The 20,235-nt window shown below is 43.4% G+C and carries 20 protein-coding genes; 18 read left to right on the top strand and 2 right to left on the bottom strand.

Annotation, left to right across the window (positions count from 1 at the left end; translation table 11 throughout):
• The first annotated feature begins 157 nt into the window (after positions 1 to 157).
• The 8 genes from BN1765_RS14385 (at position 158) to BN1765_RS14350 (ending at position 10,080) form a co-directional block, all read left to right on the top strand.
• On the top strand, positions 158 to 1,414 hold the full coding sequence (locus tag BN1765_RS14385) for an MFS transporter (protein ID WP_050615783.1): 1,257 nt from the start codon (positions 158 to 160) through the stop codon (positions 1,412 to 1,414).
• A gap of 314 nt (positions 1,415 to 1,728) precedes the next feature.
• Positions 1,729 to 3,825 (top strand): peptidoglycan D,D-transpeptidase FtsI family protein, encoded by a 2,097-nt coding sequence (locus BN1765_RS14380; protein WP_050616792.1) that lies wholly within the window; start codon positions 1,729 to 1,731, stop codon positions 3,823 to 3,825.
• Positions 3,826 to 4,020: 195 nt separating this feature from the next.
• Positions 4,021 to 4,980 carry a PstS family phosphate ABC transporter substrate-binding protein gene (locus BN1765_RS14375; RefSeq protein WP_050615782.1) on the top strand — a complete coding sequence of 320 codons (960 nt, stop codon included), beginning with the start codon at positions 4,021 to 4,023 and terminating at the stop codon, positions 4,978 to 4,980.
• Positions 4,981 to 5,066: 86 nt separating this feature from the next.
• Positions 5,067 to 6,011 (top strand): phosphate ABC transporter permease subunit PstC, encoded by a 945-nt coding sequence (pstC, locus tag BN1765_RS14370; RefSeq protein ID WP_050615781.1) that lies wholly within the window; start codon positions 5,067 to 5,069, stop codon positions 6,009 to 6,011.
• Position 6,012: 1 nt separating this feature from the next.
• Positions 6,013 to 6,891, top strand: a complete 879-nt coding sequence (gene pstA, locus BN1765_RS14365; protein ID WP_050615780.1) for a phosphate ABC transporter permease PstA — start codon at positions 6,013 to 6,015, stop codon at positions 6,889 to 6,891.
• Positions 6,892 to 6,958: 67 nt separating this feature from the next.
• A complete protein-coding gene (gene pstB / locus BN1765_RS14360; protein ID WP_230199592.1) occupies positions 6,959 to 7,738 on the top strand; it encodes a phosphate ABC transporter ATP-binding protein PstB in 780 nt (259 codons plus the stop codon).
• A 477-nt stretch (positions 7,739 to 8,215) separates the two neighbouring features.
• The gene (locus BN1765_RS14355; RefSeq protein ID WP_050615779.1) at positions 8,216 to 9,139 is read left to right on the top strand and encodes an ABC transporter ATP-binding protein; all 924 of its coding nucleotides are present in this window, start codon (positions 8,216 to 8,218) and stop codon (positions 9,137 to 9,139) included.
• Positions 9,136 to 10,080: an ABC transporter permease gene (locus tag BN1765_RS14350; RefSeq protein WP_050615778.1), complete on the top strand. Its 945-nt coding sequence runs from the start codon at positions 9,136 to 9,138 to the stop codon at positions 10,078 to 10,080. Before BN1765_RS14355 ends, BN1765_RS14350 begins: the two co-directional genes overlap by 4 nt.
• A gap of 46 nt (positions 10,081 to 10,126) precedes the next feature.
• Here the strand turns inward: BN1765_RS14350 and BN1765_RS20500 are convergent, their stop codons facing one another.
• Positions 10,127 to 10,582 carry an endolytic transglycosylase MltG gene (locus BN1765_RS20500; RefSeq protein WP_050615777.1) on the bottom strand — a complete coding sequence of 152 codons (456 nt, stop codon included), beginning with the start codon at positions 10,580 to 10,582 and terminating at the stop codon, positions 10,127 to 10,129.
• Positions 10,582 to 10,941 (bottom strand): hypothetical protein, encoded by a 360-nt coding sequence (locus BN1765_RS14340; protein ID WP_050615776.1) that lies wholly within the window; start codon positions 10,939 to 10,941, stop codon positions 10,582 to 10,584. The genes BN1765_RS20500 and BN1765_RS14340 overlap by 1 nt, the downstream gene beginning before the upstream one ends.
• 434 nt (positions 10,942 to 11,375) lie before the next feature.
• Between BN1765_RS14340 and BN1765_RS14335 the strand changes: the two genes are divergently transcribed.
• The 10 genes from BN1765_RS14335 (at position 11,376) to BN1765_RS14295 (ending at position 20,073) form a co-directional block, all read left to right on the top strand.
• A complete protein-coding gene (locus BN1765_RS14335) occupies positions 11,376 to 12,008 on the top strand; it encodes a hypothetical protein (RefSeq protein ID WP_050615775.1) in 633 nt (210 codons plus the stop codon).
• Between the two features lie 191 nt (positions 12,009 to 12,199).
• A complete protein-coding gene (rpmG, locus tag BN1765_RS19620) occupies positions 12,200 to 12,349 on the top strand; it encodes a 50S ribosomal protein L33 (protein WP_075050813.1) in 150 nt (49 codons plus the stop codon).
• A gap of 170 nt (positions 12,350 to 12,519) precedes the next feature.
• Positions 12,520 to 13,092, top strand: coding sequence for a 5-formyltetrahydrofolate cyclo-ligase (locus BN1765_RS14330; protein WP_050615774.1), 573 nt, complete (start codon positions 12,520 to 12,522; stop codon positions 13,090 to 13,092).
• Positions 13,079 to 13,867, top strand: a complete 789-nt coding sequence (locus BN1765_RS14325) for a DUF92 domain-containing protein (RefSeq protein ID WP_050615773.1) — start codon at positions 13,079 to 13,081, stop codon at positions 13,865 to 13,867. The genes BN1765_RS14330 and BN1765_RS14325 overlap by 14 nt, the downstream gene beginning before the upstream one ends.
• 186 nt (positions 13,868 to 14,053) lie before the next feature.
• Positions 14,054 to 15,004: an L-lactate dehydrogenase gene (locus BN1765_RS14320; protein WP_050615772.1), complete on the top strand. Its 951-nt coding sequence runs from the start codon at positions 14,054 to 14,056 to the stop codon at positions 15,002 to 15,004.
• A 90-nt stretch (positions 15,005 to 15,094) separates the two neighbouring features.
• Positions 15,095 to 15,274 carry a hypothetical protein gene (locus BN1765_RS14315; protein ID WP_050615771.1) on the top strand — a complete coding sequence of 60 codons (180 nt, stop codon included), beginning with the start codon at positions 15,095 to 15,097 and terminating at the stop codon, positions 15,272 to 15,274.
• 295 nt (positions 15,275 to 15,569) lie between these two features.
• On the top strand, positions 15,570 to 17,108 hold the full coding sequence (locus BN1765_RS14310) for a rhomboid family intramembrane serine protease (RefSeq protein WP_050615770.1): 1,539 nt from the start codon (positions 15,570 to 15,572) through the stop codon (positions 17,106 to 17,108).
• Between the two features lie 93 nt (positions 17,109 to 17,201).
• The gene (locus BN1765_RS14305; protein ID WP_050615769.1) at positions 17,202 to 18,695 is read left to right on the top strand and encodes a spore germination protein; all 1,494 of its coding nucleotides are present in this window, start codon (positions 17,202 to 17,204) and stop codon (positions 18,693 to 18,695) included.
• 195 nt (positions 18,696 to 18,890) lie between these two features.
• Entirely contained in the window at positions 18,891 to 19,094 is a 204-nt protein-coding gene (locus BN1765_RS14300; protein WP_050616790.1) for a YqgQ family protein, read from the top strand.
• Between the two features lie 13 nt (positions 19,095 to 19,107).
• Positions 19,108 to 20,073 carry an ROK family glucokinase gene (locus BN1765_RS14295; protein ID WP_050615768.1) on the top strand — a complete coding sequence of 322 codons (966 nt, stop codon included), beginning with the start codon at positions 19,108 to 19,110 and terminating at the stop codon, positions 20,071 to 20,073.
• Positions 20,074 to 20,235: the final 162 nt, after the last annotated feature.

Below are 20,235 nucleotides of genomic sequence, written 5' to 3'. Positions count from 1 at the left end.
GGGCTTTCCAATAAGCCCGCCTTTTTTTGCGTTCAATAGCAGCGTATGTAAATACAAGTTTTATACTAGACAAATATAACTAAGTATTGGTCTTGATTAATCTGCATAGCCCAAGTTCCTTTATCAAAAGCTAAACGGTATAAAGGAGAGTCGGAATATGATTGTACGTAAAATAGTGGGTGAAGCACCATTGACGAAGGATTTATTGCTTTTAATTGTAATAGGGGGGCTATATAGCATATCCGCTGCTCTTTCAAATACGTTTGTCAACATATATCTATGGAAACAGTCACAGAGCTTCTTGGAAATCGGATTGTATAATTTTTCGATCGTTATCCTACAGCCAATCACTTTTATCCTGGCGGGGAAGATGACGAAAAGCATGGACAGGGTAATAGTCCTTCGAATAGGGATTATTCTTTTGTCAGCTTTTTATTTATCGGTCCTTCTGGCCGGCGAACAGGCCGGCAACTATATCATTTGGCTAGGGGCGCTTCTGGGCATAGGGAGCGGCATGTATTGGCTCGCTTATAACGTTCTGACATTTGAAATAACCGAACCGGAAAACCGCGACTTTTTTAACGGTTTTTTAGGCATTATGGGTTCGCTAGGCGGGATGGCCGGTCCTCTGCTTGCTGCTTTTATTATCATGAAGGCGGCAGGGAATTGGGGCTATACCATTATTTTTGCGATATCGATGTTTTTATTTGCCCTTTCTGTCGTTGTCAGCTTCTTTTTGCAGAAAAGAGGGGCTGAAGGCAAGTATCATTTTGTGAAAATCGTGAAGGAGAGAAAAACCAACCGAAATTGGGCCCGTATTACAACCGCCCACTTTTACCAAGGGTTGCGCGAAGGAATCTTTGCCTTCATTGTTTCCATCTTTCTGTTTGTCGCAACGGGGACAGAAATGTCTTTGGGGACGTTTGGCTTGATCAACTCCGGTATCGGTTTATTTACATACTATGGTGTTTCTCGTTTCGTTAAGAAAGAGTTCCGGCTTACCGCCATCCTAATCGGCGGTATTGGTTTGTTTCTTTCTGTATTCCTTTTAGTATTCCATGTTTCTTATATGAGCTTATTGATATATGGAGCTGTGCTTGCCTTTTTTTATCCCTTGCTTCTTGTTCCTTATTTATCGTTAACATATGACGTGATCGGCAACAGCTGGAAGGCAGCGGAGATGAGAATTGAATATATAGTTGTCCGTGAAGTATTTTTGAATATGGGAAGGGTGGTTTCAATTGCTCTATTTTTGATCAGCATCTCTTTATTCCCGATCGAAAAAGTGTTGCCTTACCTAATTATCGTTCTTGGGACCGGCCATGGGCTTATCTATTTTTGTGTAAAAGGAATCCGTCTGCCGGATAAAGGGAAAGCGGCTTTGATTGAACCACTGCCATCGAAACGAGAGTAGCCGGCAAGAGAAACAGTGTTATACATTTTGCCAATAGTTAAAGTGAAACTTTAATCGGTGTTTTTTTTCCTTCCTCTTCACCGATTTTAGCTGAACCAATCGGATTTTTACTGGCGCTTTTATCTCCTGCTCATCCTTCTTTCTCTTCACTGCCGTATTGAAGTGGAAGTCTTAGAGCCAGGTAGAATGGTGTAATCGGTCGGCTTTGAATGAAGTTGTATTTTAAGCTAGAAAAATAAAGGGGTTTTATATACAATAGGAAAAGGATATCTAGTATTTACAAAAGAAGGATGTGTGCTCAAAGATTGAAAAAGATGAAATCCAAAAAGAAAAAAACGCACGTTCCTTTTCGCTTAAATATGCTTTTCTTTGTTATATTCCTTTTGTTTTCAGCACTGATTCTTCGCCTCGGTGTTGTCCAGATTGTATACGGAGATGATTATCGCCGGGAAATCGAACGCACGGAAGACGTAACCGTCAATAATCCGGTTCCCCGCGGCAAAATATTCGACCGCAATCAGAAGGTGGTTGTCGACAACACACCTGTCGATGCGATCACGTATACCCGTGTTCAAGGCACAACTACAGAGGAAATGCTTAAAACAGCTGAAGATTTGGCAAAAGTCATCCATATGGATACGAAAAAAATAACGGAGCGGGACAAGAAGGATTTCTGGATCCTTAAGAATCCTGAAAAAGCTCAAAAGTTAATTTCGGAGAAAGAATTGGAGAAGTTGACAGAAGAGAAAAAGGATAATAGCGAAATCTATAAAATCCAAATCGACCGCATCACGGAGAAAGACCTTGAAAGCTTTACAGAAGGCGACCTGCAAGTATTGGCCATCTATCGCGAAATGGCCAGCGCTAAGGCGTTGACTCCGCAAATCATCAAAAATAAAGACGTTACGCCACAAGAAGTCGCAATTGTTTCAGAAAATCTTGAGTCTCTCCAAGGGGTAGATGTGACGACAGACTGGGATCGCAAATACCTCTTCGATAAGACGTTGAAGTCTGTCATCGGCAAGGTGTCTTCGTCTTCCGAGGGCCTTCCGCTTGAGAAGCTCGCTTACTTTAAGGCAAGGGATTACAATAATAACGATCGCGTCGGAAAGAGTTATCTGGAAATGCAGTATGAAGATGTACTGCATGGGCAAAAAGCGAAGGTGAAAAATGTAACGGACAAGAGCGGAAACGTTTTGCAATCTGAAGTGATCACCGAAGGCCAGCGTGGGAAAGATCTGATCACAACTATTGATATGGATCTGCAGCTGGCTACGGAAAAAATCATTGAAGAAGAGCTGCGTTCCAAGAAAGCTATGGGAGGAACTTACCTTCTGGACAGGGCGTTTGTTGTGATGATGAATCCCAATACAGGTGAAATCCTGACAATGGCAGGCAAGCAATATGACCGTGATAAAAATGGAAAGGCTGTTTTTAATGATTTTTCATTAGGCACGTTCACTACTTCGTATGAAATGGGCTCTGTGGTCAAAGGTGCAACCGTATTGACAGGATACCAAACTGGCGCTTTGCGTCCGAATCAGTATATATTCGACTCACCTTTATATATTAAAGGGACACCTAAAAAAGGTTCTTGGAAAAACATGGGGTTAATCAATGATCTGACGGCATTGAAGCAGTCCTCGAACGTATATATGTTCAAAACAGCCATTGCGATCGGCGGGGGGCAATATGTCCAAAACCGTTCATTGAATCTTAATCTTGAGGCATTCGATAAAATACGTTATTTCTTTAATCAATTCGGGTTAGGTGTACGCACAGGAATCGATTTGCCGAATGAAATGGCGGGGTACCAAGGCACAAAAATGTCGGGTAAATTGCTTGACTTAGCAATTGGCCAATATGATACGTATACGCCGCTCCAATTGGCCCAGTATGTGTCTACAATTGCTAACGGCGGCAAGAGAATACAACCTCATATTGTCAAGGAAATTCGTGAACCATCCAATGATCCGAAACAGTTGGGGCCGCTGATCCAGTCCGTATCACCTAAGGTGCTGAATACCGTGGATATGAAAAAAGAATGGATCGAACGTGTTCAAACCGGCTTCAAACAAGTTATGCAGTCGCCAGGCGGAACAGGTTACAGCAAGTTCGGCAATGCCAGCTATAATATGGCCGGCAAGACAGGGACTGCGCAGGTCGCTGTCTATACTGGACCGAAAAAGGATCAATACCCGAATGTTTCGACCATGAATGTCACCATGATAGGGTATGCTCCGGCCGATAACCCGGAAGTAGCCATTTCAGTCGTGGTCCCATGGGCTTACCAAGGAAACACCGGCCATAGTATGAATATGGATATTGCGAAAAAGGTAATGGATAAATATTTTGAACTGAAGAAAGAACGTTCATCAGATAAAGAACAAACAGACAAAGAAGAAGCATAATCAACTGGCACGTCCTCCGAGGATGTGCCCTTTTTTATGCAGTTTTCCCGCTACCGCCCAGACTTATACACCATTTACAAAAGCATAACGTACATTTACACATCCTTAACATTCCTTTAAAACCAGTTTTACACTGCTGCTGTATCTTTAAGGTGTAAAGCAACCATAACGTAACCATTAGGAGGAATAAGCGAGATGAAGGGTTTAAAACATGTGGCATTATCAGCTGTGGCATTCGGGCTTTTGGCGTTTACTGCAGGCTGTGGATCAAATGCAGATGGTAAATCAGCGAATGGCAACAACGGAACATCCTTGTCGGGCGATGTAGCGATTGACGGCTCTTCAACTGTCTATCCGATCATGGAAGCTATTGCGGAAGAATACATGGCTGAACAGCCAAATGTTAAAGTATCTGTCGGTTTTTCCGGCACTGGCGGAGGATTTAAGAAGCTGATTGCCGGCGACACGGATATCAGCGATGCATCTCGTCCAATCAAAGATGAAGAAAAAGCCGGACTTGAGAAAAAAGCCATTGATTACACCCAGTTCGAAATTGCTTATGATGGATTATCTGTTGTCGTGAATAAAGATAATACTTGGGTAGACCACTTAACTGTGGATGAACTGAAAAAATTGTGGTTGAACTCAGGAAAGACAAAGTACTGGAGCGATATCCGCCCAGAATGGCCTAAAGAAGAAGTGAAGTTTTATGCGCCCGGCACGGATTCCGGCACATTTGACTATTTTGATGAAGTCATTCTTGAGAAAAAACAAATAGAAGAAAAAGCAACATTGTCTGAAGATGACAATACCATCGTTAACGGGGTGAGCGGCGATAAGAATGCAATTGGCTTCTTCGGTTTCGCGTACTATTACGAGAATAAAGACAAGCTGAAGGTTGTTCCAATCGATAGTGGCAACGGAGCGGTAGAACCCACCCATGAATCGATCAAAAATGGTTCATACGCACCTTTGTCACGTCCCCTCTATTTATATGCTGCCAATCAATCGGTGAAGGAAAAAGAACAAGTTGCAGACTATCTTGAATTCGCCTTAGAGAACGCTGGAGAGATGGCAGAGGAAGTCGGCTATGTTAAAATGCAGCAGGAAAAATATGATGAAGATCTAAAAAAGTTGGAGGAATTAAAGAAATAACATTCTCATGATCAGACAGGCTGGGAAGCAAGCGTGCATGTATGCATTCCCGGCTTGCCTTCCTTGGCAGAAAGGGGTCGTTTCATATGGCGCAACCCGCCGCACAAAAGATATCGGTCAGCCGATTAATCGAAGAAAAGAAACAAAAGAAAAAACGATGGAATGCAGATAAAGTGATTCCGATCCTTTTATTGGCCACTGCAACTATTTCAATGCTTACTACTATAGGAATCGTATTAACACTATTGTTCGAAACATTTGAATTTTTCACAAGGGTGCCGATCGTCGAATTCTTCACGTCAAGCAAATGGTATCCTTTTTCCGCAGCCGATCCTAGCTATGGAATCATGCCGCTCATCGCCGGGACGCTGAAGGTTACAGGCATCGCTACTCTGGTTGCTGTTCCTGTCGGTCTGGCGACAGCTGTGTACTTGAGTGAGTATGCAAACGACAAAGCACGGAAAATCATTAAACCAATTTTGGAAGTTCTCGCAGGCGTTCCGACGATTGTCTACGGGTTCTTCGCCCTTACTTTTGTCACACCTGTATTAAAACATCTATTTCCGTCACTTGAAGTATTCAATGCGTTAAGCCCTGGGACTGTGATTGGGATCATGATTACGCCGATGATTGCTTCCTTGTCCGAAGATGCGATGTCTTCTGTTCCAAAAAGCATGCGTGAAGGCGCCTACGCTTTAGGGGCGACTAGATTGGAAACCACGTTCAAGGTCGTTCTGCCGGCTGCTGTTTCGGGCATTATGGCTTCCATCGTCCTGGCGCTTTCGCGTTCCATCGGCGAGACCATGATTGTTTCGGTAGCGGCAGGAGCAACACCGAGCATGGGCTGGGACGTTACTTCCAGCATCCAGACCATGACCTCTTATATTGTCCAGGTTAGCACAGGCGATGCAGGATATGGGACTACGATTTATTACAGTATCTATGCAGTGGGGATGACGCTATTTATATGTACCTTGGCTATGAATTTATTGGCACAATTCATTTCCCGCAAGTTCAGGGAGGAATATTAAAATGAGGTTTCTAGACGAACAAACAGTTATGGGCAGGATGAGGAACCGGATCATGAAAAACAAGATCTTCAAAATGGCTTTCTTTGCAGCTACCATGTTTGGTTTACTTGTATTGGCCATCTTGCTGTACCGCATTTTCTCTCAGGGCATGAATCATTTGGATGGTTCATTTTTTCAACATTTTGCTTCCAGACGGCCTGAGGAGGCCGGCGTTAAGGCTGCTTTAACCGGTACAGTCTGGCTGATGATTATCGTTGCGCCTGTATCGATCATCCTTGGCGTCGGAACCGCTCTCTATCTGGAGGAATACGCAGGGGAAAATAAGTTTACCTCCTTTATCAAACTCAATATTTCCAACTTGGCCGGTGTTCCAAGTATCGTATTTGGTTTACTTGGCTTGACTATTTTTGTAAGAGCATTGGCTTTAGGCAATTCTATTATTGCCGCCGGTTTGACAATGAGTCTGCTCGTACTTCCTGTCATTATCGTGTCAGCTCAGGAAGCGATCCGTGCAGTACCGAAAGAATGGAAAGAAGCCTCATACGGAATGGGCGCCACTAAGTGGCAAACAATCGTAAAAGTCGTTCTGCCGGCTGCCGTGCCAGGAATTGCGACAGGTTCGATTCTCGCCCTTTCCCGGGCAATAGGTGAAACTGCGCCGTTGCTTGTTTTGGGTATCCCGATGTTTATCGCCTTTTTGCCTAAAGGGATTTTTGATACATTTACGGTCTTGCCGATGCAAATTTATAATTGGACTTCAAGACCGCAGGCCGAATTTCAGAATGTAGCGGCTTCAGGCATTATCGTATTGTTAGCTCTATTGATTATTATGAACTCAGTGGCCGTGTTGATCCGCAATAAATACGAAAAAAGATATTGATTTGAGAGGATGAGGGTAAATGAATGCAGTTATGGAAAAAAAGGTTTCCCTTGGGATAATTGAATCGATGGCTCCCGCTCCAGCTCCGTCATTGAAAAAAGTCTATGAAACAAAGCATTTGAACTTATGGTATGGAGACCATCATGCCTTAAAGGATATCAATCTTGATATCTATGAGAAAGAAGTGACGGCGATCATCGGTCCTTCGGGCTGTGGTAAATCTACTTATATTAAAACGTTGAACCGTATGATTGAAATGGTGCCGATTGTCAAGACATCCGGTGAAATCCTCTACCGCGAACGCAACATTCTGGATAAGGCATATGCGGTGGAAGAACTGCGGACTAAAGTGGGAATGGTATTCCAAAAGCCAAATCCGTTTCCTAAGTCCATTTACGAAAATGTCGTATACGGGCCTAAAATCCATGGCGTCAAGGATAAAAAAATCTTAATGGAAATCGTTGAAAAGAGCTTGCGGCAGGCCGCCCTTTGGGAAGAGGTCAAGGACCGCCTGCATGAGAATGCCTATGGTTTGTCGGGCGGCCAGCAACAACGCCTGTGCATTGCCCGCTGCTTAGCTGTGGAGCCTGATGTAGTCCTGATGGACGAACCAACTTCGGCATTGGACCCTATTTCAACGCTGAAAGTCGAGGAACTCGTCCAGGAATTGAAGAAGGACTACAGCATTATTATCGTAACTCATAATATGCAGCAGGCTGCCCGTATTTCAGACAAGACCGCCTTCTTTCTGAACGGCGAAGTGGTAGAATATAATGATGCAAATATTATTTTTTCCAATCCAAGCGATACGAGGACAGAGGATTATATCACGGGACGCTTCGGATAATAGAAGATAGAATATGAGCGCAAGAGAAACATTCGATCGTGGATTAACATGATTGAGGTATAAATGGGCCGATTTTGGCGAATTGGCGGAAGCATCACTGAAAAAAGCTTTCTTAGCCTTTGGAAAGCAGGCCAGTGAACGGGCATTGCAAATCCTTTAAGGCGATGAAAAGGTGGTTTGAATAGATCATAATAAACCCGAGGATAGAAGGTCTGCTCGGGTTTTAGCTTTTTAAAGAAGATACAAAGAAGCTATAAGTCTGAGGGCTTACAGGCAATTAAACCTCCAGCGGCATGCCAAAATGTAGGCATGTTGATATACTTACAGTAAATGTACGGAATAAAAAAAGTAAAAATTTGGATTTTTCCTTGTTTTTCGGGTAGAGATAGTGTTTACTAAGAAAAGTGAAGAGTGAAATATCTTTATATTCCGGCATTTTTTAAAAAAAGAGAAAGAGTATGGGAGGGTATTTAGTTAATGGAAGTAACGGTCAGATTGCAAAACGTTACAAAAAAAATCAAAAATAAAACGATTATTGATGATTTAAGCTTCGATGTATTTGGCGGAGAAATATTTGGATTCCTCGGACCGAACGGAGCGGGTAAAACGACAACCATCCGTATGATTGTCGGATTGATGAAATTATCGGATGGTGATGTCTTCATTTGCGGAGACAGCATCAAACATTCTTTTGAGAAGGCAATAGGGCATGTTGGGGCAATCGTGGAAAATCCCGAGATGTATAAGTATTTGACAGGCTACGATAACCTAAAGCATTACGCACGCATGTCGCCGGGCGTAGAAAAGTCAAGAATTGACGAGGTCATCGAATTGGTGGGCTTGAAGGCCCGGATCCACGATAAAGTCAAAACCTATTCATTGGGAATGAGACAGCGGCTTGGACTTGCGCAGGCATTATTACATAAACCAAAAGTGCTGATCTTGGATGAACCAACCAACGGTCTGGACCCGCAGGGAATCAGGGAAATAAGGGATTACCTGAAAGAGCTGTCGCGCAATGAAGGCATGACAGTCATTGTATCAAGCCATTTATTATCCGAAATGGAAATGATGTGCGACCGTTTCTGCATTATCCAAAACGGTAAATTGATTGATATACAGAATACCCATGAAGAAGAAGCCGAGACAACTGCTAAGATGCTGCAAGTGCAAGTGGATCCAGTTAAAAAAGCGTGTAAATTGATTGCGGATACTTTCCCTGATTATCATCCGGAAGTGGTGGATGGAGCTTTGCGCCTGCAAGTGACTTACGATTTGATTCCGGAAGTAATTAAGCTGCTCGTCATGGGCGATTGTGCTGTGTACGGAGTGGAGACGGTTACTATATCCCTGGAAGAGAAATTCCTTCAAATCACAGGAGCGGGGGGACAAATCCAATGAAGCTGATCCGAAATGAAATGATGAAAATCTTCAAAAAAACGAATACGTATATTATGATCGGCCTCGTTTTGGTGGCGCTTATTGTGGCCGGTTCTTTGATGAAGTATTATTCGAACACACAGGAACAAGAACCCGCCAGCCAAACAAACTGGAAGGAAAATCTGGCTGCGACCAATGCGGACTATGAAAAACAAATAAAAGAGACTCCATCGGCGGAGCACTATTATAAACAGGATATTGCTATTAATAATTATCGGATTGAGAATGATTTACCGCCAAACGATGATTACAATGTCTGGGCCTTCGTGAACTCCGTTTTGCCGATCATCAACTTCGTCGCCATCATAACCATCATCACAGCCGCCGGGATTGTTGCCAAGGAGTTTTCAACGGGAACCATCAAGCTGCTTTTGATCCGCCCTGCAAACAGAGTGAAGATATTGCTTAGTAAATATGGGGCCGTCATTCTATTCTCAATCATCATGTTTGTGATCACTTATGGAGCAGCGGTGCTTCTCGGTTTGATTTTGTTCGGAACGGGCGATGTCGGGCCCCATCTTTCTTACAGAGACGGCAGTGTAGTTGAATCAACACAGTTCGGCCATTCGCTGTCCGCGTATCTGTTGTCATCGATTAGCCTGCTCATGCTGACTACGATGGCTTTCATGATCTCGGCTGCTTTCCGCAACAGCTCGCTGGCAATCGGGATTTCCATCTTCCTGTTAATGGGAGGTTCGACGATTACACAATTGTTGGCAGCCAAGTTTGAATGGGCTAAATATATACTATTCGCTAATTTAGATTTGACTGCTTATATTGATGGAACCCCATGGGTGGACGGAATGACGATGACATTTTCGGTCATCACGTTAGTTGTCTATTTTGTTATCTTCCATCTCATCGCTTTCTTTGTTTTTACGAAAAGAGACGTAGCGGCATAATGGGAAAAAGCTGAACCCTTAGGCGTGAGCCTGTGGTTCAGCTTTTTTATTTAGAGATTGTTTTAGCAATCTGCTGCAGATTCATATCTTTTGTTAGGATATAGGTGCCTATTTGGATACGGGAAGAGAGGCCGTTACTCTCCAGGTAATGGATGAATGCAGAAGGGTCTTGGATGATTTGTTCCTTTTTTAAAATGTCGGCAATCTCTTCCGAAGACATTCCTGAAGAAATGGTCAACGTATAGGATGGAGGCCCCGTAACTGCTTGATCCGTTTTTTTAGCCTGTTTTGGAACCGGATTAGATACCGGAGAAGTATGGCTCGCTTGTTTACTTTCTTCTTTTTCCTTGACTAATGTGTACCCCCGTTTGCTGCTCTGTTCCTGCAATTGCTCCAAGCTTAACGGTTTTTCCTTCTTTTCGGAATCGACATGCATGGCCATCGTGAGAAAGGCGGCAGCCAAAAAACCGAGTGCTATCCCGCGTATAGTGCTTCTGGACATCAGCGATCCCCCATTTCCGCTGTCTGTAGGATCATACCTATCTCTTCTGTTGAAAGGGCGGAACGCTTGGATATTGCCTCGGGATCCAATCCTTGAGCATATAAGGCCAGTACCTGGTTCTTTAGGATTTCATTTACCTTGGACGCTGGATTTTTTATCTCGGCAGAGAATCCAAGCGAATCGGGAGCCAGGAGCTCTTCTTCAAGAATGCGCACTTTTTTCTTCAATTGATAAACATCCTGCATATGCTGAAGCGACAGTTCTTCCACGTTTTTCTCCAATTGTGAAACCCGGTCCGGAACAAAAAAAGAAATGATAAATAAAACAAGAGCAGTCGCTAATAGAATGATTGTTGCCATGAATTTTCCCCCATTTTTGTTGCAATGAATGCTATGTGAATCTCCTATACATATTTTAGGACAGAAAAGAAGAAAAAACATCCATTAAACACAAATTATGCAAAAGTAAGGGGCGAATGGGTGCAGAAAGTTGTCGAAAAGAGGAAGTTTGCCGTTTTTTCATCTTTCATGAAAAATTATTTAAGGGGAAAAAGCGATTCTGGCTAGTGTTAAAGATGTATGAACAATAATCGACAATTTGCGTTTATTGAACCGCCATTGCTTCAATGCTAACATAAAAGAAGGAAAATTATTGAAAATATACGTTCTTAAAACAGTGAACTTAAGAAAAGATCCCAAGCTGGCCCCTAATCGAACGACTGTCTGGCTTCCGCGCCTTTATTGGTGCTCCTTGCTTAATCCATATATAAGACTACAAAAAGGAGAGAATGGATATGAATAGCTTTGCAGCAGCAAATCAGCATAACCAAGATGCCGATTCCAATTCTGCGTCCACCCCGTCTTTGATCACAAGATTACTGTCCAATCCTATGCGCATTGGTTTATGGGATGAACAACAATTGACTTGGGAATATCCCCAAAATACCGACCAGCAGAATTCAACTTTATTCTCTGTTACAGCCATGAACAGTACAAAAGACTACGAAATCATCAAAGTACAATTGAATAATGAAAGCGCTTTAAAAAAGGAAGTGAAGATTATTGTCCAATACCATAATGTATTTGAAAAAGAATCGACTGCTTTTTACAGCCCAAAAGAAAATGCGATTATCTGCTTTTTTGAGAACCAGGTGACGATGCTCGGCGGCCATTTGAATGGAAAGGGGATGTCGCAATATTGCCTCCATGATATTCATGCCTGCAATTCCCTGAATTGGCTGGAAAGCTTGCGGCAAGGGTATCTGCCTTTATCCTGGCTGGCCAAGGGAGAGGTTGTCAGTACATTCGCCTTGGAAACTGAATTATCAGCACACCAGTCACTTGAGGGTGTTATATGGTCCTTTCATTCTACTTCAGAAGCCATCGTCCGCAGGTTAAAAAAAGAAACAATCCATAAATATATGTGATTGGCTATACCAATCAAGAAGCTGCTTTTTTTCAAGGTTCATGTCTTTTCCAGCTTGTTTTTCCGTTATCATTCCCTCAGAAAACATCATATTCGTATGAAAGCAAAATCATACTAGCATTTCATAAAAAAAAATGATATTATAGAAAAGTCCTATGTGAAGATGACTTGATGTTTGGAGGGAATTATATAATGCGCGTTAATATTACGTTGGCTTGCACAGAGTGTGGAGACCGTAACTATATTTCTAAGAAAAATAAACGTAACAATCCAGATCGCCTTGAGCTTAAGAAATATTGCTCTAGAGAAAAGCGTACTACGTTACACCGTGAAACAAAGTAAACAACAGGATTTGTCCTGTTGTTTTTTTTTTGCCTTTTTCAGACTGTAACTGTCCATGCCTAGGGCGCCTATTAGACCTAAAGACTCAACAGTAAAAGAATAGAACGTGTTATAGTAAAGAACAAAGAACAAATATGAAGTCTTGAATAGAATAAATGGAGTGTGCATATATGGATAAAAAAAGCATCCGCCAAGAAGCCATCAAAAAGCTGAACGAAATCCAGCATCATATAAGACAGGAGCAGAGTAAGCAAATTGCCCAGCAACTGTACGGAACGAATATATGGAAAGAGGCAAAAACGATTGGCATAACGGTTTCCACCAAAATTGAAATCGACACAACTGCATTGATTGAACAGGCATGGAAAGAAGGGAAAAAGGTCGCTGTGCCTAAATGCAACCCCGTAGACCATACAATGACCTTCCGTTTTTTAACGAATTTCAAAGAATTAGAAACCGTCTATCAGGGCTTGTTGGAACCTATAAAAGAACAAACGCTGGAAGCTACCCCTAGTGAACTGGATCTGATTGTTGTGCCGGGTGTAGCATTTGCAAAGAATGGGTACAGGATTGGCTATGGCGGAGGTTACTATGATCGATTCTTAGAAGGGTATAACGGTAAGACAGTTGCGCTTGCCACACCTTTACAGATCTATGCTTCGCTGCCTAACGAACCGTATGATATCCCGGTCCAAATGTTGGTTACACCGGAGGAGGTGCTGATACTGGATGCTGAGTTATAGTGCTGGCATTGTATTGATTGCATGTGCGGCGCTTGGGGGGTATGCCGTTTCTTCATTGACGAAGTCGGGAAGCATAGCCGCTTTTGCCGTTGGGACAGTTCTTTTCATCGGTTACCAATGGAACGGCCTGGTTATTCTGGGACTGTTTTTTGTTTCATCAAGCCTTTGGTCGAAATACAAGAAGCAAAAGAAAAAAAGTCTTGACCGGATGCTAGAGAAAGGCGATCGGAGAGACTGGGTCCAAGTGCTGGCCAATGGCTCCATAGCGGCTGTTGGAGCGTTATGGTTTGCCTTTAACCCTAGCGAAGCAGCCACTGTTTTTTTCCTGGCATCGGTTGCGGCAGCTAATTCTGATACTTGGGGTTCGGAAATCGGCGTGTTAAGCCGCGGTAAGCCGTTTCATTTATTGAAGGGAAAACGGGTTGAAAAAGGAACGTCTGGGGCTGTCTCCTTATTAGGGACCATCGCCTCGTTCGGCGGAGCCCTTGTGATAAGCTTGGCCGGCTGGCTATTGCTCCCGGGGATCGGCCTTGCAGAAACAGCTATTATACTATGTAGTGGTTTTATGGGAAGTGTGATAGATACATTGCTGGGAGGAAGCATACAGGCCAAATATAAATGTCCTGCCTGTTCCGAAGTAACCGAAAAAAGGGAACATTGCGGCAATTCCACCAATCTGGCTAACGGCTACCGCTGGTGCAACAATGATGTGGTCAATATATTATCTATCCTATTGAGCGCAATGCTTGCGATTCTTTTTTTAAATTTGCGGTAAAATATTCATCCAAAACACCGATAAATAGGATATTTTTTACTGATAATCCAAATATATCAATTAGTTTGTGAAATTTGTAACAAAATGTTTACATATAAAGCGCTTTCTTTTCACAAATAGGGCGGTGAATATATTAAACTGTTGCAGTAGGTTAAAATGTCGTTATTTGAAAGGATTGTATGTAATATGAAAAAGAAAGTTAACCGTGTCGTATTAGTTGGTACTGGATTCGTTGGAAGCTCATACGCTTTCGCTATGCTGAACCAAGGAATCACAGAGGAACTAGTACTTGTAGATATAAATAAAGATAAAGCTGCAGGCGATGCTATGGACATGAATCATGGTTTACCATTCGCCCCTTCAAAAACAAAAGTATGGAACGGTACATATGCAGACTGCAACCATGCTGACATCGTTGTACTTACAGCTGGAGCTAACCAAAAGCCAGGCGAAACTCGTTTGGACCTTGTAGCTAAAAACACAGCTATTTTCAAAGGAATCGTTAAAGAAATCATGGACAGCGGCTTTGACGGAATCTTCGTGGTTGCTGCTAACCCGGTTGACATTCTTTCTTATGCAACTTGGAAATTCTCTGGACTTCCAAAAGAGCGCGTAATCGGTTCAGGTACAATCTTGGATACTGCCCGTTTCCGCTATGAACTTGGAGAATACTTCAATATCGATACTCGTAACGTGCATGCTTACATCATCGGTGAGCACGGTGATACAGAACTGCCTGTATACAGCCATGTAAACTTAGGAGCAAAACCGCTTGCAAAAGCTCTTGAAATCAAAGAAGATTACAAACCGGGCGATCTTGATGAAATGTTCGTCAACGTCCGCGATGCTGCTTATAAAATCATTGACGCTAAAGGCGCAACTTTCTATGGAATCGCAATGGGTCTTGTCCGCATTACGAAAGCAATCCTTCAAGATGAGAACAGCATTCTTACTGTTTCTACATTATTGGAAGGCGAATATGGACATGACGATATCTACATCGGTGTTCCGTGTGTCGTAAACCGCGATGGAATCAGAGAAATTGTAGAACTTGAATTGAATGAAGAAGAAAAAGAAAAATTCGCTCATTCAGTAAACGTTCTTAAAAAGACAATGGCTCCTGTTCTTGAAGCATAATCATTAAGCAAAAAAGCCATCCGCTTATAATGCGGCTGGCGGATAAGAATCCCTCCTTTGTTGCACAATAGCAACAGGAGGGATTTTTTTATGATGCGTTTATTGAAATGGCTTGGAACGGCTCTGTTGGTGTTCGGCGCTTACAAATACCGCTACAAGCTGATGAACCGCTTATTGGGCTTTCAGCCGATAAGGAGCTATATTGTCGCTAAATCGATGAAGATGCCTTATGCCAGCCAATATATGATGCAGCGTTTATTTCGCCCTTGATTCGGGTATTCCGGCTATAAGCCGGTTTTTTATTTGTTTAATAACGCAGAATCCACACAATCATCCTCTAGTGAAACATTGATTGGTGAAGGGTTTCATTCTTCCGCCAGCATCGTAGGCGGTCTGGATAAATGTATTTCTTCATCATAAATTATTCTGTCAATCTAACCGGATTTTGATAAAGTATATAATAAGAGTGATTTTACTCTGAACCAACGATTTTTTGAGGCATAGATTGTTACATGAAGCCGGAAGTGCAGCAAGACAGATTGTTTAGGTGAAAGTAGGGAGTAGTGTGGGATTTAAAGAAGATTATTTGTTCTGGAAATCGATTAATTTGCTGATCAGGGAATATAATTACAGCCTGGTTACAATGTCGGATGATCAAAATGAGGTATGGCTGGAGCATAATGAAACGAGCCATGCCTATCCGGTCGTCAGGTTCATGAGATATGACTTTGACTGGGCTGCCGGATTAAAGAAAGATCTTAACCGCACGGTGATGAATGGAGAAAATATACGCAAACAATTATTCAAGCGGCCTATATCCGTCTTGAATGTATATATAACCCAATTCAAACCTGTGGATGAATATGAAATGTATATCGCTCAGCCGATCACCGTCAATAAAACAACTATTCACACCAGAATGGTTGATTCCGAGCATGCCAAAGAAGGTTTACAGCATGTCGGCCGTGAGCTGGGGATTGGCTTTTGGGCCAACGAAGAAATACCGGAAGATATTGAAGAGCAGGATATCATTGCCCTTAAGCAGAATGCCATTTCTTCCGGCATTGAACAACGGCAGACTGAGCAGAAGATGTTCCAATATGGAAAACCAATCTTTACAAAAGTCTTTTTAGCCATCCAGATTGTCATTTTTCTATTGATGGAGATATTTGGAAGTAGCAATTCGACGATTACTCTCGTGGAATTCGGGGCTAAGTATAACCCCTTGATTTTGAGCGGTGAATGGTGGCGCTTCATCACACCGATGTTCATCCATATTGGCTTTCTGCATCTATTGATGAACTCTCTTGCTTTGTTCTATATTGGCAGCGAAGTGGAACGCATATATGGAAGTGCACGGTTCGTGCTCGTTTATCTGTTTGCGGGCTTTGCTGGGGTTTTGGCGAGCTTCGTCATGTCCCCCACTTTATCAGCAGGGGCGAGTGGCGCTATTTTTGGCTGTTTTGGAGCGCTTTTATTCTTCGGGATTGTTAAGCCAAAGCTTTTCCTAAGAACGATGGGCATGAACATCATTGTGCTGATCCTGATTAATTTGGCGTTTGGATTCACCGTGTCAGGCATCGATAATTCCGGCCATATCGGCGGATTGATCGGCGGTTTTCTCGCTGCGGCAGCTGTCGGGGTGCCGAAGAAATGGAAAGCGGCTTATGCCATTCCTGCCATCCTGGTCATCGTGATAGGAAGTTTCTTACTGATGGACTATGGCTTTGACAAACAGAAACAAACCAGCCAGGACGTCCCATTGACGATGCTTGCACAGGAATATATCCAAAAGAAAGAAAATGATAAAGCGAAGGCAATTCTTGAACAGTCTCTGGAGCATGGGATGATTTCGCCGACAGCCGAATTTTTGCTTGGAAATTTAAGCATTGATGAGAAAGACTATGACCAGGCACAGGCGTATTATAAAAAAGCGATACAATTGAATCCCGATTTTCATCAGGCGCATTATAATCTGGCGCTAACGTATCTGCAACAGCAAAATATTCAGGAAGCGATCAAAGAGAGCGATGCAGCCCTAAAGCTGCAGCCGGATGAAGAATCATACCAGAAGTTGAATGAGCAGCTTAAAGAGCTGCAGTAATAAGTCTAAAGCCGAAAGAACGGGCGGGGATGTTCCTCTGCCCGTTCTTTCTATTTTTGTAAGGGCCGATATAAGGTATGTTTCCTTTTCTTTATGTCTAAGATTAACGATAGAAAGGAGTGTATTAGTTTGAATGACAGAAAGCATCCTGTTTCAACAAATATAGCAAATAATACTGCTTATCTGGATAGAGCCCTTGGAGTGGATAAAAGCTTTGATGTCATAAGGCTGGATGTTGTATATGCCGGCAGAAATATGGCCTTGTATCTGATCGATGGCTTTGTAAAAGACGATATTCTCCACTATCTGATGAAAATATTGCTTGAATTGAAAGCAGAAGATCTTCAGCCGGACCCGCTGGAGAAGCTATTGAAGACATATATCCCTTATGTGGAAGTGGAAGCGGTCGATGATCTGGATAAAGTGGCAGACACCGTTTTAGCGGGACCGACTGCTCTGATTGTGGATGGCGTAGATAAGGCTATCCTTATAGATGCGCGGACTTACCCAGTAAGAGGGCCCCAAGAACCCGATATGGAGCGGGTTGTCCGCGGCGCGCGGGATGGGTTTGTTGAAACACTGGTCTTCAACACGGCGTTGACGCGCAGAAGGGTGAGGGACAGAACGTTGCGCATGGAATACTTATCAATCGGACGGCGTTCCATGACCGATGTTGTTGTTTGCTATATTGAAGATGTCGCTAATAACGATTTTGTGAGGACAATCAAGAACTCACTTTCTAAGATTGATACGGATGGTTTGCCAATGGCAGAAAAAAGCATTGATGAATTTATCTCAGGGCGATATTGGAACCCGTATCCGATCATGAGGTATACGGAAAGGCCAGACACGGTTGCGGCCCATTTGTATGATGGCCATGTGATTATCTTCGTCGACGGTTCGCCCAGTGCCTTAATTACTCCTTCCACCTTTTGGCACCACTTGCAGCATGCAGAAGAATACCGCAATAAACCGCTGATTGGCGCTTACTTGCGCATGGTCCGATTCCTTGCTGTATGGGCATCGTTATTCATTCTGCCGCTCTGGTATTTTTTTGCCGAGAACCCGAATTATTTGCCTGGTGTCCTCTCCTACATAGGTCCGAAAGACATGGGCAGCATCCCGCTCATTGTGCAATTTTTATTGATTGAAGTCGGGTTGGATATGCTGAGGATGGCGGCCATACATACCCCGACTGCGCTTGGAACAGCACTTGGGCTTGTAGCGGCTTTGATGATCGGAGGGGTAGCGGTTGAGGTAGGATTATTATCAAATGAAGTCATCCTTTATTTATCATTGGCTGCAATAGGGACATTTGCTACGCCAAGTTATGAGTTGGGGCTGGCGAACCGGCTTGTCAGGCTGGGACTGCTTCTTGCGACAGCCATTTTCGGAATGCCTGGTTTGGTTATTGGGACTACATTTTACGTCCTTTCGCTCATCCAGATGAAATCATTGGGGGTTCCTTACTTTTGGCCGTTTGTGCCGTTTTCGTACAGGGCACTTCGGGATGTGATTATTCGGGCGCCGATTCCCCTCAAAAATCGCCGTCCGCGGGCTCTTCATCCGAAAGACCCCGATCGGTGAATAAGTTGCATGATACAGCCATTGGAATTACTCCCGATGGTTGTTTTTCTTGTGCAAGCCGCTAATAGCTTTGCGCCTTTTTCGAACAATCGAATAAGTGCGTTTTTTTTCAGATTTAAGTGGGTTTGCGTGCTTGTGGGATGGTCTGGTATCCGATATACTTTACCTGTAAACAAACAGGCGATGAGGGAAAAGATGAATACTATTTATGATATACAACAATTATTGAAGAAGTTTGGCACTATTATTTATGTGGGTGACCGGCTGGCTGACCTGCAGCTGATGGAGGACGAGCTCAAAGAGTTATACAAGTCGCAGCTGTTGCCAGTCCAAGATTTCCAAACAGCGTTGATGCTGTTGCGCAGAGAAATAGAAATCGAAAAAGACAAGAGAGTGTAAGGTGAACATCGACATGGAAAAATGGTTAATGGGTGTAGATTTAGGTGGAACAACCATCAAATTGGCTTTCCTAACGGCGAATGGCGAAATTTTACATAAGTGGGAAGTTCCCACGGATATTTCTGATCAAGGAAAAAATATAACAGCTGATATCAATACGGCGATGGAAGCCAAGCTTCATGAATTGGGTGAAGACAAAAGTAGGATTTTAGGAATCGGCATGGGTGCTCCAGGGCCTGTCAATGCTGAGAATGGCGTTATTTACGAAGCAGTGAACCTAGGGTGGAAGAATTACCCGTTGAAGCAAAGCCTAACAGAAAAAACAGGTTTGCCGGTCTGGGTCGATAATGACGCCAATACGGCGGCCATCGGCGAAATGTGGAAAGGAGCCGGAGCCGGTGCAAGCGATATGGTCTGTGTGACTTTAGGAACCGGAGTCGGCGGCGGAGTAATCGCCAATGGGATGATGGTTCAGGGAATCAGCGGAGCGGCAGGCGAAATTGGGCATATCACGGCCGTTCCGGAAAACGGCTTTGAATGCAACTGCGGTAAAACAGGCTGCCTTGAAACGGTCGCATCAGCCACAGGCATTGTGCGCCTTGCATTGGAAGACTTGAAAAACCATCCGGAGTCAAAGCTGACAGACCTATTGGGCGCAAACGGATCGATTACGGCCAAAGACGTCGTAGACTGCGCAAGGAATAAGGATGCCTATGCGCTTCATATCCTGGACCGAGTATCCTTTTATTTAGGCTATGCACTGGCGAATGTGGCAAACGCCCTCAACCCTGAGAAAATTGTTATTGGAGGCGGCGTCTCCAAGGCAGGCGATATTTTGTTGAAGGGCGTCGAAGCTTACTTTAGAAAATACACATTCCTCCGCGTCAGAGAATCAACGGAGCTAGCAATCGCCACTTTAGGAAATGATGCAGGCGTCATCGGCGCTGCATGGATGGTAAAAACCCATTTATTAGATTAAGGTATCAGAAAGGGACTGCTTTTCATATGGTAAAAGCAGTCCTTTTTTTATCCATTTTAACTGGCAGGGAACCTTCTGTTTCAATAGGAGAGTGAAGATACAAAAAGTGTAAGAGGGGAATCGGGCATAGTAACAATCCTGCTGGTTCGGCCCATAACCGGT

The organism is Bacillus testis, assembly GCF_001243895.1.
In the GTDB taxonomy this organism is placed as follows: Bacteria; Bacillota; Bacilli; order Bacillales; family DSM-1321; genus Bacillus_AD; species Bacillus_AD testis.
Note: the sequence above shows the minus strand (reverse complement) of the source record. Positions and strands in the feature narration are given on the sequence as shown.